The following is a 12,052-nucleotide window of genomic DNA, read 5'->3' as shown; positions in this document are numbered from 1 at the left end:
GCGGCCGGGTGGGTGGGGGTGGTGGCCGGGCCGGTGTGCGGGGAGGGGGCTCAGCCGGTGGCGGCGGCCTCGCGTTCGCGCAGTTCGCGGCGGAGGATCTTGCCCGCCGCCGACTTCGGGACGGCGTCCAGGAACTCCACCGCCCGTACCTTCTTGTAGGGCGCGACCTGGCCCGCGACGAAGGCCGCGACCTCCTGCTCGGTGAGGGCGCTGCCGGGGGCCCTGACGACGAAGGCCTTGGGGCTCTCGGTGCCCTCGGCGTCGCGCACCCCGATCACCGCGGCGTCGGCGATCTGCGGGTGGCTCAGCAGCAGCGCCTCCAGTTCGGCGGGGGCGACCTGGTACCCCTTGTACTTGATCAGCTCCTTGACCCGGTCGACGATGTGCAGGTAGCCGCGTTCGTCGACGAAGCCGATGTCGCCGGTGTGCAGCCAGCCGTCGGCGTCGACGGTGGCGGCGGTGTCGGACGGGCGGCCGAAGTAGCCCTTCATCACCTGCGGGCCGCGGATCAGCAGCTCGCCGCGCTCCCCGGGCCCGAGGTCGGCGCCGGTGCCGTCCAGCGCGGTGACCCGCAGCTCGGTGGAGGGCAGCATCCGGCCGACCGAGCCCGGCGAGGGGTCGGGGTCGCCCGGGGACATCACATGGCTGACCGGGGACAGCTCGGTCATGCCGTAGCCCTGGAGGATCCGGGGCAGGCCGAGGCGGCGGGCGCAGGCCTCGGCGAGTTCGCCGTCCAGCGGGGCGGCGGCGCACAGCAGGTACTCGACCGAGGAGAGGTCGAACCCGTCGACCAGCGGGTGCTTGGCGAGGGCGAGCACGATCGGCGGGGCGGCGAGCACGGACTGCACGCGCTGGTCCTGGATGGTGCGGCAGAACTGCTCCAGGTCGAAGCGGGGCAGCACGACCACGGTGGCGCCGCAGCGCAGCGGCTGGTTGAGCAGCGCGGCCAGTCCGTAGATGTGGAAGAACGGGAGCACCGCGAGCACCCGCTCGCCCACCTCTGGGCGGAAGACAGCGTCGGTCTGGGCGAGGTTGGTGGCGATGGACCGGTGGGTGAGCATGACGCCCTTGGGCAGGCCGGTGGTGCCGCTGGAGTACGGCAGCACGGCGACGTCCCGGCCCGGGTCGAGGTCGATCTCGGGTTCGGGCCCGGTGGCGGCGAGCAGGTCGGCGAGCGAGAGGTGGCCCTCGGCGCCGTCCAGGACGACGATCGCGGCGAGTTCCCGGCCCTCGGCGGCGAGCTTCTCGGCGGCGGCGCGGGCGGTGGGCAGGAACGGCGACAAGGTCAGCAGCCAGCGCGCGCCGCTGTCGGCGAGCTGTACGGCGAGTTCGCCGGGGGTGGTGAGGGAGGAGACGGGGGTAACGGTGGCGCCGGCCCGGGTGGCGCCGAAGAAGGCCATCGGGTAGCGGATGGTGTTGGGGCTGAACAGGGCCACCACGTCGCCCTGGCGGACGCCCGCTTCGGCGAGGCCGGCCGCGACCCGGCCGACGGCGTGGGCGAGCTGCGCGTAACTAACCGTCTCGCCGGTGATCCCGTCGATGAGGGCGGGCCGGTCGCCGTGGCGTTCGGCGTCGCCGAGAACGGCGTCGTGCAGGGCGAGGTCGACGATGCCGACGTCCGGGAACTCGCTGTGGAACACCAAGGCGTGCCTCCTGTGCGGTAGTTGGCGCGGGGCGGGGCGACCGGCGGGAGGTCCTCTGCGACCGGCCGTACGGCGCGCGCACAGGAGCATACGGACAGTGGGCGGTCGGTGCGCCCCTGTGACGGACGTTTGGCGGAGCGCGCGGGGCGCAGGGGTGGCGCGGTATGGCGAAACACGAGGTGGGGGCGGGTCGCGGGTGCGCCGGGGTGGTGGGGCGGGCGGGATCCGGTCAGATGCCAGAACGATGATGCGACGATCTGTTCGAGGACGAATCGGGTGGAGGGGCGTTGCGCGGGTCGCGCGGGTCGCGCGGAGGGGCTCGGGGACGAGCCGGCCGGAGGGGCCCGGGGCGGCGATCCGGGCCCGGGCCGGGTCAGTACGACTTGGGCAGGCCGAGGGTGTGCTGCGCCACGTAGTTGAGCACCATCTCGCGGCTGACCGGGGCGACCCGGCCGACCCGGGTGGCGGCGAGCAGCGCGCCCAGCCCGTACTCCTGGGTGAGGCCGTTGCCGCCGAGCGTCTGCACCGCCTGGTCGACGGTCCGGGCGGCGGCCTCCCCGGCGGCGTACTTGGCCATGTTGGCGGCCTCGCCGGCGGCGGCGTCCTCGCCCCCGTCGTAGAGGAGCGCGGCCTTCTGGGTCATCAGCCGGGCCAGTTCGATCTCCACCGCGCACTGCGCCAGCGGGTGCGCGAGGCCCTGGTGGGCGCCGATCGGGGTGGACCAGACGACCCGGGTGCGCGCGTACTCGACGGCCTTGCCGAGCGCCTGCCGGGCCAGCCCGAGGGAGAAGGCCGCCGTCATGATCCGCTCGGGGTTGAGGCCGGCGAACAGTTGCAGCAGCCCGGCGTTCTCGTCGCCGACCAGTGCCTCGGAGGGCAGCCGGACGTCGTCCAGGAAGACCTGGAACTGCCGTTCGGGAGCGACCAGTTCCATCGGGATGGGCCGGTACTCGAAGCCGGGCGTGTCGCGCGGGACGACGAACAGGGCGGGCTTCAGCTTCCCGGTGCGGGCGTCCTCGGTGCGGGCGACGAACAGCACGGCGTCGCAGTGGTCGATGCCCGAGACGAACACCTTCCGGCCGGTCAGCAGCCAGTCCTCGCCGTCGCGGCGGGCGACGGTGGAGATCCGGTGGGAGTTGGAGCCCGCGTCCGGCTCGGTGATGCCGAAGGCCATCCGGCGGCTGCCGTCGGCCAGACCGGGCAGCCAGTGCCGCTTCTGCTCCTCGGTGCCGTAGCGGGCGATCACGGTGCCGCAGATCGCCGGGGAGACGATCAGCAGGAGCAGCGGGCAGCCCGCGGTGCCGAGCTCCTCCAGGACGATCGCGAGGTCGGTGATCCCGCCGCCGCCCCCGCCGTACTCGGCGGGGAGGTTGACGCCGAGGTAGCCGGCCTTGCCGGCCTCGGCCCAGAGTTCGTCGGCGGGCTCACCGGCGCGCGCCTTGGCGAGGTAGTAGGCGGAGCCGTAGCGGCCGCCGAGGTCGGCGACGGCGCGGCGCAGGGCGGTGCGCTCGGGGGTCTCTATCAGCTGGCTGCCGGGAGCGGTGGTGCGCGGTGCGGACATGGCTGGTCCTTCCGGGCGGTTCTTCGGCGGGGGTGGCGGGGCAGCGGGGCTCGGGGGGGGCGGGGCAGCGGTGTAGCGGTGTGGCGGTGTAGCGATGTGGCGGTGTAGCGATGTGGCGGTGTGGCGGTGTGGCGGCGTGCTTGTGGCCGGGCGGCGCCGTGGTTCAGGTCGCGGGGTGCACGACGGCGAGCAGGGCGCCCAGTTCGACCTGCTGCCCGGGGGTGGCCCGGAGTTCGGCGAGGACGCCGTCGGCCGGGGCGGTGACCTTGTGCTCCATCTTCATCGCCTCCAGCCAGAGCAGCGGCTGTCCGGCGGTGACGGTGTCGCCGACCTCGGCGGCGGTGCGCACGACGGTGCCCGGCATCGGGGCGAGCAGGGCGCCGGGGTCGGTCTGCCCGACGGGGTCGGGGAAGCGCGGGAGCGCCGTGAGCACGGTGCTGCCGAACGGCGTGTCGACGTAGACCCGGTCGCCGTGGCGGGCGACCGCGTAGGCGCGACGGACCTCCCCCTCGCTCAGCACCACCCGCCCGGCGGAAGCCTCGACCAGCGCCACCCCGGGATGCTCCTCGGCCCGCAGCCCGTCCCGGGTGAGCCGGTAGCGGACCACCGTCTCCGCGCCGTCCTCGGTGCGGTAGCGCCTGACCTGCGGCTGGGACGGCAGGTTGCGCCAGCCCGACGGCAGCGCGCCGGTCCGCGCCGCTGACCGGGCGGCCGCCTCGGCGAGGGCGGCGGCCAGGGCCGCGCGTCCGGTGCCCTTGGCGTCCGGGGCCAGCAGCCCGGCCGCGTGCTCGGCCAGGAAGCCGGTGTGCACCCGCCCGGCGAGGAAGGCCGGGTGGCGCAGCGCCCGGACCAGCAGCTCCCGGTTGGTGGCCGGTCCGTGGACCTCGGCGCGGGCCAGCGCGTCCGCCAGCCGGCGGGCGGCGGCGGTGCGGGTCGGCGCCCAGGCGATCACCTTGGCGAGCATCGCGTCGTAGTGCGGGGTGATCTCGCCGCCGGGTGCGACCCCGGAGTCGAGCCGCAGTCCGGCCGCGCCCGTCGAGGTGAACTCCTGGTGGTCGGAGGCGAGTTCGAGCCGGTGCAGGGTCCCGGTGGCGGGCTGCCAGTCCTTGGCCGGGTCCTCGGCGTAGAGCCGGGCCTCGACGGCGTGCCCGGCGGTCGGCGGCGCGTCCGGGCCGGGGAGCTTCTCCCCTTCGGCGACAGCGAGTTGGAGCGCGACCAGGTCGAGTCCGGTGACGGCCTCGGTGACCGGGTGCTCGACCTGGAGGCGGGTGTTCATCTCCAGGAACCAGAACCGGCCGTCCTCGGCGAGCAGGAACTCGGCGGTACCGGCGCCGGTGTAGCCGATCGCGCGGGCCGCGTTCACCGCCGCGGCGTGCAGGGCCGTGCGGACGTCGTCCGGGACCCCGGGGGCCGGGGCCTCCTCGATCACCTTCTGGTGGCGCCGCTGCAGTGAGCAGTCGCGGTCGCCGACCGCCCAGACCGTGCCGTGCGCGTCCGCCAGCAACTGGACCTCGACGTGCCGGCCGGTGGGCAGGTAGCGCTCGCAGAACACCTCGTCCGAGCCGAAGGCCTTGGCCGCCTCGGCCCGGGCGGCGCCGAGTTCGGCCGGCAGGTCGGCGAGGTCGCGGACGATCCGCATGCCGCGCCCGCCGCCGCCGGCGGCCGCCTTGACCAGCAGCGGCAGGTCCGCCTCGGTGGGGGCGTCGAGCGCGTCCAGCACGGGCACCCCGGCCTCGGCCATCAGGTGCTTGGCCGCGGTCTTGGACCCCATCGCGGCGATCGCGGCCGGCGGCGGCCCGACCCAGCACAGGCCGGCGTCCAGTAGGGCCTGCGCGAACGCCGGGCTCTCGGAGAGGAATCCGTACCCCGGGTGGACGGCGTCGGCCCCGGCCTCCAGCGCGGCGCGGACGATCAGATCGGCCCGCAGGTAGGTGTCGGCGGGCGCGGCGCCGGGCAGCCGGACGGCGGTGTCGGCCTCCCGGACGTGCGGGGCGTCCGCGTCCGGGTCGGCGTACACGGCGGTGGTGGCGATGCCGAGTTCGCGGCAGGTGCGGAAGATCCGGCGGGCGATCTCGCCCCGGTTGGCGACCAGCAGGTTGGTGATCGGTAGGGCACCCGTGGTGCTCGGGTGATCGGTGGTCATCGGGTGGTCGGTGGTCATCGCGGGAAGCTCCCTCACATCCGGAAGACGCCGTAGCCGGGTGCGCCCTCGACCGGCGCGTTGTGGATCGCCGAGAGGCAGAGCCCGAGCACGGTGCGGGTCTCGCGCGGGTCGATCACCCCGTCGTCGTAGAGCCGGCCGGACAGGAACACCGGCAGCGACTCGGCCTCGATCTGCTGCTCCACCATGGCCCGGATCGCGGCGTCCGCGTCCTCGTCGTACGGCTGCCCCTTCGCCGCGGCCGACTGCCGGGCGACGATCGACAGCACCCCGGCCAGCTGCTGCGGCCCCATCACCGCCGACTTGGCGCTCGGCCAGGCGAACAGGAACCTCGGCTCGTAGGCCCGCCCGCACATGCCGTAGTGCCCCGCCCCGTACGAGGCGCCCATCAGCACGGACAGGTGCGGCACCCGGGAGTTGGCGACGGCGTTGATCATCATCGCGCCGTGCTTGATGATGCCGCCCTGCTCGTAGTCCTTGCCGACCATGTAGCCGGTGGTGTTGTGCAGGAACAGCAGCGGGACCGCCCGCTGGTTCGCCAACTGGATGAACTGGGCCGCCTTCTGCGACTCCTGGCTGAACAGCACGCCCTGCGCGTTGGCCAGGATGCCGACCGGGTAGCCGTGCAGGCGGGCCCAGCCGGTGGCGAGGCTGCTGCCGTAGCGCGGCTTGAACTCGTCGAAGTCCGAGCCGTCGACGATCCGCGCGATCACCTCGCGCGGGTCGAAGGGGACCTTCAGATCGCCGGGGACGATGCCGAGCAGTTCCTCCTCGGCGTACTTCGGCGGCTCGGCGGAGCGGTCCGGATCGGGCCCCGGCTTGCGGTGGTTGAGCCGGGCGACGATCCGCCGGGCGAGGCGCAGCGCGTCCGGCTCGTCCAGCGCGAAGTGGTCGGCCAGGCCGGAGACCCGGGCGTGCATCTCGGCGCCACCGAGCGACTCGTCGTCGGACTCCTCACCGGTGGCCATCTTCACCAGCGGCGGTCCGCCGAGGAAGACCTTGGCGCGTTCCTTGACCATCACGGTGTGGTCGGACATGCCGGGCACGTAGGCGCCGCCCGCCGTGGAGTTGCCGAAGACGACGGCGACGGTGGGGATTCCGGCGGCGGAGAGCCGGGTGAGGTCGCGGAACAGCGCGCCGCCCGGGATGAAGATCTCCTTCTGGCTGGGCAGGTCGGCACCGCCGGACTCGACCAGGTTCACCAGCGGGAGCCGGTTGGTGAGGGCGATCTCGTTGGCCCGCAGCGCCTTGCGCAGTGTCCACGGGTTGGAGGCGCCGCCGCGCACGGTCGGGTCGTTGGCGGTGATCACGCACTCGACGCCCTCCACCACGCCGATGCCGGTGACCAGCGCGGCGCCGACCGGGTAGTCGCTGCCCCAGGCGGCGAGCGGGGAGAGTTCCAGGAACGGCGAGTCCTCGTCGATCAGCAGCTCGATCCGTTCGCGGGCGAGCAACTTGCCGCGCTTGCGGTGGCGTTCGACGTACTTGGGGCCGCCGCCGGCCAAGGCTCTGGCGTGCTCGCCGTCCAGTTCGGCGAGTTTGGCGAGCATCGCCTCCCGGAACGCGGTGTACTCGGCGCCGCCCGGGTCGAGGCGGGTGGGCAGGACGGTCACAGCAGGGCCTCCGGGATCTCGAGTCGGCGCGAGCGCAGCCACTCCCCCAGCGCCTTCGCCTGCGGGTCGAAGCGGTGCTGGGCGGCGACGCCCTCGCCGAGCAGGCCGGTGATGGTGAAGTTGAGGGCGCGGAGATTCGGCAGGAGGTGCCGGGTGATGGGCAACTCCGCGGTCTCCGGGAGGAGTTCGCGGAGCAGTTCGGTGGTGAGGGTGCGGGAGAGCCAGCGCCAGCCGGGCTCGTCATGGGCCCAGACGCCGAGGTTGGCGTCGCCGCCCTTGTCGCCGCTGCGGGCGCCGGCCACCAGGCCGAGCGGAACCCGGCGGGTGGGGCCGGGGTCGACTGCGCCCGTCTCCACGTCCGGTTCGTCCAGCTCCGGCTGCTCCCCGGTGGTGGCGGTGACCGGCGCGGGCGGGACGGCCACCCGGCGCCCGTCCGGCAGTACGGCGGTGTGCTCGACCTCCCCCGCCGCGAGGTACGCGGCCTCGAACACCCCGTACGGGGCGCCCGGCCCCGGCGGGGCGGTGAGGTGGAAGCCCGGATACCCGGCCAGCCCCATCTCGACGGCCACCCGCCCGAGTTCGCGCCCGACCCGGGCCGGGTCGCCGTCCCTGGCGGTGAGCCGCAGCAGCGCGGAGGCGGCCTCCTCGGTGGCGGCGTCGGCGTGGTCGGTGCGGGCCAGCGTCCACCGCAGTTCGGCCGGCCGCCGGTCGGCCGCCAGCCCGTCCTCGAACTGCCGCCGCACCAGGGCGGCCTTGGCCTCGATGTCGAGCCCGGTGAGGACGAACACCACCTCGTTGCGGTGGCCGCCGAGCCGGTTCAGCCCGGCCTTGAGGGTGGCCGGGGGCGCCTCGCCGCGCACCCCGTCGATCCGCACCCGGTCCGGCCCGTCCTCGGTCAGCCGGACGGTGTCCAGGCGGGCGGTGACGTCCGGGCCGAGGTAGCGCGGACCGCCGGTCTCGTACAGGAGTTGGGCGGTCACCGTGCCGACGGTGACCGCGCCGCCGGTGCCCGGGTGCTTGGTGACGACGCTGGACCCGTCCGCGTGGAGCTCGGCGAGCGGGAACCCGGGCCGGGTCACGTCGTGCTCCCGGAAAAACGCGTAGTTGCCGCCGGTGGCCTGCGCGCCGCACTCCAGCACGTGCCCCGCCACCACGGCACCCGCGAGCGCGTCCAAGTCCCCGGCACCCCAGCCGAAGTGGGCGACGGCCGGGCCGACAACCAGCGCCGCGTCGGTGACCCGACCGGTGACCACCACGTCCGCCCCGCCGCGCAGGCACTCCGCGATCCCGAACGCCCCCAGATAGGCATTGGCCGCCAACAGCCCGCCGGGGAGTCCGAGTTCCTTGTTGCGCGGCAGGAGATCGTCACCCTCGACATGCCCGACGGCCGGGTCCAGCCCCTGGCTCTTCGCCAACTCCCGCACCGCGTCGGCCAGTCGCGCGGGGTTCAGCCCACCCGCGTTGACCACGATCCGCACCCCGCGCTCCAGCGCGAGGCCGAGGCACTCCTCCAGCTGCCGCAGAAAGGTCTTCGCGTAGCCGAGCGAGGGGTCCTTCAACCGGTCCCGCGCCAGGATCAGCATCGTCAACTCGGCCAGGTAGTCCCCGGTGAGCACGTCCAGCGGCCCACCGGTGAGCATCTCCCGCATCGCCGAGAACCGGTCCCCGTAGAACCCCGAGGCATTCCCGACCCGCAACACCGCCGCGCGGTCACCCGCCCCGGCCTCCGACCCCACTCGCACGCCTACCCCCAGAGGTGGCCCAACGATCGCCGTCGGTGAGCACACTGGCACCCACCGGGAGAAAAAGCAATCACGCCTGCTTGTTTTTCTCGCCTTCCACACCCGGGAGACCGGGGCGGGAGCCGGCCCCGGGGCGGGGTCAGGCGGGGCGGGGTCAGGCGGGGCGGGTGGCGAGGACGGCGAGGAGGTCCGCGGTCGTGGTGTTCTGCCCCAGGCGGGGGAAGATGCGGGTGACGCTGTGGTCGTGGGCGATCGCGTCGAAGCTGGTCATCGCGTCGGTCACGAGCACGACGTTGTAGCCGAGTTCGTAGGCCGTGCGGGCCGTGGTCTCCACGCCGATCTGTGTGTTGATGCCCGCGAGCACGACCTGCGTGACACCCCGCTCCTGGAGTCGGGCGTGCAGGGTGGAGTTGGTGAAGGCGCCCCAGTTGGTCTTGGTCACCCGCAGATCACTCGGCCGGGGGTCGAGCTCGGGCAGGAGCTCGGTCCAGTCCTGCGCGGTGCCGTCGTCGTCCTCCTCTTCGTCGTCGCCGTAGTCGAAGTCGGTGCGCCCCGGGGCTCCCCCCGCGACGTTGACGAGCACGACGGGCAGGCCCAGGGAGCGGAAGGACTCGGCCAGGGCGACGGCGTGCGCGACGACGCCCTCGACCGGGTGTGCCTTGGGCCCGTCGACGATCCCCTTCTGCAGATCGATCACGACGAGTGCCGGCAGTATGTCAAGGAGGGTCGGCTGCATGGCCGTCACTCTGCCACATCCTCCGGCCGCACCGCCTCGCCGGCCGGGCCGACGTCCGTAGGGTGTGCCCGTGGAACGGACCGTCAGCTTCACCCGCGGTGGACCGACGACCACCGGACGCCTCACCAGGGCACGACGCCCGCGTCGTCGAAGAACCGGCCCGTCGGGCCGTCGTCGGGCAGGGTCGCGAGCTTGATGGCGATGGCCGCGCCCTGCTCGGGGGTGCGCACACCGCGGAAGCCGTTGAGGTCGGTCGCGACGTAGCCGGGGCAGCCGGCGTTGATCAGGATGCCGGTGCCGCTCAGCTCCCGGGCGTACTGGAGGGTGACGGCGTTCAGGAACGTCTTCGACGGTGAGTACGCCACGGCCAGCGGGCCCGCCGTCTGCTCCGCGGCGGGCCCTGACTGCCGGGTGAGGGAGCCGACGCTGCTGGACATGTTGACGATCCGCGGCGAGGCGGAGCGGCGCAGCAGCGGCATCATCGCGTTGGTGACGCGGACGACGCCGATGACGTTGGTCTCCACGACCGTGCGGATGGTGGCGGGGTCGACGCGGGTGGGTTCCTGCGGCATGCCGCCTGCGACGGCGGCGTTGTTGACGAGCACGTCGAGGCGTCCGGCGCGGTCCTCGACCAGCCGTGCGGCGGCGGTCGCGCTCGCGTCGTCGGTCACGTCCAGCGGTACGCCGAAGGCGTCGACGCCGGTCGCGCGCAGTCGCTCCACCGCGGCCTCGCGGCGCCGGTCGTCGCGGGCGCCGACGCCGACGCTCCAGCCGAGGGCACCCAGGCCTGCGGCGATCTCGTAGCCGATCCCCTTGTTCGCGCCGGTGACCAGTGCAATCGTTCGTTCGCTCATGGGCCCAATGCTGCTCCCGGACCCCGGTGGGGGTCCAAGACCGATCGGGTGGTCGACGATACCTTCAGGGTATTGATCCAGAGTACTGTGGCCGGATGGAGACCAGGGAACTGCGCTACTTCGTCGCTGTCGCCGAGGAGTTGCACTTCGGGCGCGCCGCGCTGCGGCTCGGGATCGCGCAGCCGCCGCTGTCGCGGGCGATCCAGCAGCTCGAACGCCGGCTCGGGGCAGCGCTGCTGGACCGGACCAGCCGCACCGTCACGCTGACCGAGGCCGGCTCGGTGCTGCTGGTCGAGGGCCGGGCGGCCCTGGACGCGGTCGAAGCGGCCGAGCGCCGGACCCGCCGCGCCGCCTTTCCCGCGACCGGCCGACCCGGCCTGGTCCTGGTCACGAAGGCGAGCGCGTCCCGCGAGCTGCTGGCGAGGCTTCTGGACGCGTACGCCGCCGAACCGGGCGCGGTCCCCGTCGACGTCATCCTGTGCGGTCCGGCGGAGCAGGCAGGGCTCGTGCGCGAGGGCCGGGCCGATGTGGCGCTGCTGCACCGGCCGTTCGACCCGACGGCCGGGTTCCACACCGAAGAACTCGGCACGGAGGGCCAGGTGGTGGTCCTGCCGGCCGGGCATCCGCTCACCGTCCGGGCCCATGTGCGCATGGCCGACATCACCGACCTGCCGGGCCTGCCCCTGCCGCGCTGGCCCCACCCCGACGGCACCTACCCGCCCGGCCCCGGCCCACAGGTCCGCGACCACGCGCAGCTGTTGCAGCTCGTCGCGCTCGGCCGGGCGTGCGCGGTCTCACCGGAGTCGTGCCGGGCCCAACTGCACGATGACCTCGCCGCCGTACCCGTGCTGGACGCGCCGAAGGTCACCACCGTGATCGCCTGGCCGCCGCACAGTCGCTCCAGAGCCGTCGCGCACCTCGTCCGGACCGCGACCCGCCTCCGGTAGTCCCGTCCGCCCGGCCGGGTCCCACCTGTCGCGTACCGGCCCGACCGCTCCGTGCAGTCGATGAGTACGAGCGCCTGGACGTCGACTGCGTCCTGCTGTCGGTGATGGTCGGCGACGCCCGCAGCGACACCCGCACGGCGTTCTGAGGCCGCCCGGCCCTCGGTCCTGCCGGGACGCACCGAGCTGGGCATCGCCCGCGTCCCCCCGGCGCCGCGCCGGGGGGACGCGGTGGTTCATTCGGCGCTGGGGGTGGGAGTGATGACGACCCGGCCGTCGGTTCCGGTGCCGCCGGCGGCGCCCTGGTACCCGCCTCCGGCACCCTTCCCGGCCGTCCACTCGGCGGGGAGGTCGCCGCCGCCCGCGCCGCCGGGGCCGGGACGGTCGTACCAGCCACTCCCCTCCCTGGCCCCGTCCTTGCCCGGCTCGGCGGCTTCAGGGTCCTGGTCCTCGGCCAGGCCGGGGCAGGTGCCCGCGGCCCCGCCCTTCTCGCCGTCCGTGTAGAAGTCGCGGCGCCAGTGGCCGCCGACACCACCGGGTTCGGCCGCGCTTCCGCCGTTGCCGTCGTCGACGGGGTTGCCGCTCATCGCGATCGCGCCCAGACCGCCCGAACCGCCGGGGGCGGCGGCCAGGTCCGCGTCGGCGGTGCCGAACAGCGAGGCGCCCCCGCCTCCTCCTCCGCCGCCGCGGACGTAGTCGGGATGGGGAACGAAGGCACTGCCGCCGCCCCCGCCGCTGCCGTCGCGCCAATCGGTGGTGTCGGCGCCGTTGTGCCCGCTGCCGGTTCCACCGGCCCCG

Annotated in this window: 8 protein-coding genes and 1 pseudogene; 1 reads left to right on the top strand and 8 read right to left on the bottom strand. The window is 74.2% G+C overall.

Going from position 1 to position 12,052, the window contains the following annotated elements; genetic code table 11:
* Positions 1 to 50: 50 nt before the first annotated feature.
* The 7 genes from BI06_RS13675 to BI06_RS13645 form a co-directional block, all read right to left on the bottom strand.
* Positions 51 to 1,643 (bottom strand): 4-coumarate--CoA ligase family protein, encoded by a 1,593-nt coding sequence (locus tag BI06_RS13675; protein WP_043468328.1) that lies wholly within the window; start codon positions 1,641 to 1,643, stop codon positions 51 to 53.
* Positions 1,644 to 2,016: 373 nt separating this feature from the next.
* Positions 2,017 to 3,204 (bottom strand): acyl-CoA dehydrogenase family protein, encoded by a 1,188-nt coding sequence (locus BI06_RS13670; protein WP_043468326.1) that lies wholly within the window; start codon positions 3,202 to 3,204, stop codon positions 2,017 to 2,019.
* A gap of 163 nt (positions 3,205 to 3,367) precedes the next feature.
* Positions 3,368 to 5,365 carry a biotin carboxylase N-terminal domain-containing protein gene (locus tag BI06_RS13665; RefSeq protein ID WP_304440881.1) on the bottom strand — a complete coding sequence of 666 codons (1,998 nt, stop codon included), beginning with the start codon at positions 5,363 to 5,365 and terminating at the stop codon, positions 3,368 to 3,370.
* 14 nt (positions 5,366 to 5,379) lie between these two features.
* The gene (locus tag BI06_RS13660; RefSeq protein WP_043468323.1) at positions 5,380 to 6,978 is read right to left on the bottom strand and encodes an acyl-CoA carboxylase subunit beta; all 1,599 of its coding nucleotides are present in this window, start codon (positions 6,976 to 6,978) and stop codon (positions 5,380 to 5,382) included.
* Positions 6,975 to 8,627 (bottom strand): acyclic terpene utilization AtuA family protein, encoded by a 1,653-nt coding sequence (locus tag BI06_RS13655; RefSeq protein WP_233290145.1) that lies wholly within the window; start codon positions 8,625 to 8,627, stop codon positions 6,975 to 6,977. The genes BI06_RS13660 and BI06_RS13655 overlap by 4 nt, the downstream gene beginning before the upstream one ends.
* 247 nt (positions 8,628 to 8,874) lie before the next feature.
* A complete protein-coding gene (locus BI06_RS13650) occupies positions 8,875 to 9,456 on the bottom strand; it encodes an isochorismatase family protein (RefSeq protein ID WP_043468319.1) in 582 nt (193 codons plus the stop codon).
* A gap of 122 nt (positions 9,457 to 9,578) precedes the next feature.
* Complete coding sequence (locus BI06_RS13645; protein ID WP_043468317.1) at positions 9,579 to 10,310, bottom strand: SDR family NAD(P)-dependent oxidoreductase; 732 nt, start codon at positions 10,308 to 10,310, stop codon at positions 9,579 to 9,581.
* A 95-nt stretch (positions 10,311 to 10,405) separates the two neighbouring features.
* Between BI06_RS13645 and BI06_RS13640 the strand changes: the two genes are divergently transcribed.
* On the top strand, positions 10,406 to 11,257 hold the full coding sequence (locus tag BI06_RS13640) for a LysR family transcriptional regulator (RefSeq protein WP_043468314.1): 852 nt from the start codon (positions 10,406 to 10,408) through the stop codon (positions 11,255 to 11,257).
* Positions 11,258 to 11,490: 233 nt separating this feature from the next.
* On the opposite strand, the pseudogene BI06_RS50695 reads toward BI06_RS13640, so the two are convergent.
* Positions 11,491 to 12,052, bottom strand: a pseudogene (locus BI06_RS50695) (hypothetical protein); the annotation flags it as partial.

The organism is Kitasatospora sp. MBT66 (assembly GCF_000710405.2).
GTDB lineage: Bacteria > Actinomycetota > Actinomycetes > Streptomycetales > Streptomycetaceae > Kitasatospora > Kitasatospora purpeofusca.
Note: the sequence above shows the minus strand (reverse complement) of the source record. Positions and strands in the feature narration are given on the sequence as shown.

Bases quoted from the DNA above. Each gene is read 5' to 3' on its own strand.
- BI06_RS13670 (WP_043468326.1), bottom strand. From the start codon at position 3,204: ATGTCCGCACCGCGCACCACCGCTCCCGGCAGCCAGCTGATAGAGACC.
- BI06_RS13665 (WP_304440881.1), bottom strand. From the start codon at position 5,365: ATGACCACCGACCACCCGATGACCACCGATCACCCGAGCACCACGGGT.
- BI06_RS13655 (WP_233290145.1), bottom strand. From the start codon at position 8,627: ATGCGGGAGATGCTCACCGGTGGGCCGCTGGACGTGCTCACCGGGGAC.
- BI06_RS13650 (WP_043468319.1), bottom strand. From the start codon at position 9,456: ATGCAGCCGACCCTCCTTGACATACTGCCGGCACTCGTCGTGATCGAT.
- BI06_RS13645 (WP_043468317.1), bottom strand. From the start codon at position 10,310: ATGAGCGAACGAACGATTGCACTGGTCACCGGCGCGAACAAGGGGATC.
- BI06_RS13640 (WP_043468314.1), top strand. From the start codon at position 10,406: ATGGAGACCAGGGAACTGCGCTACTTCGTCGCTGTCGCCGAGGAGTTG.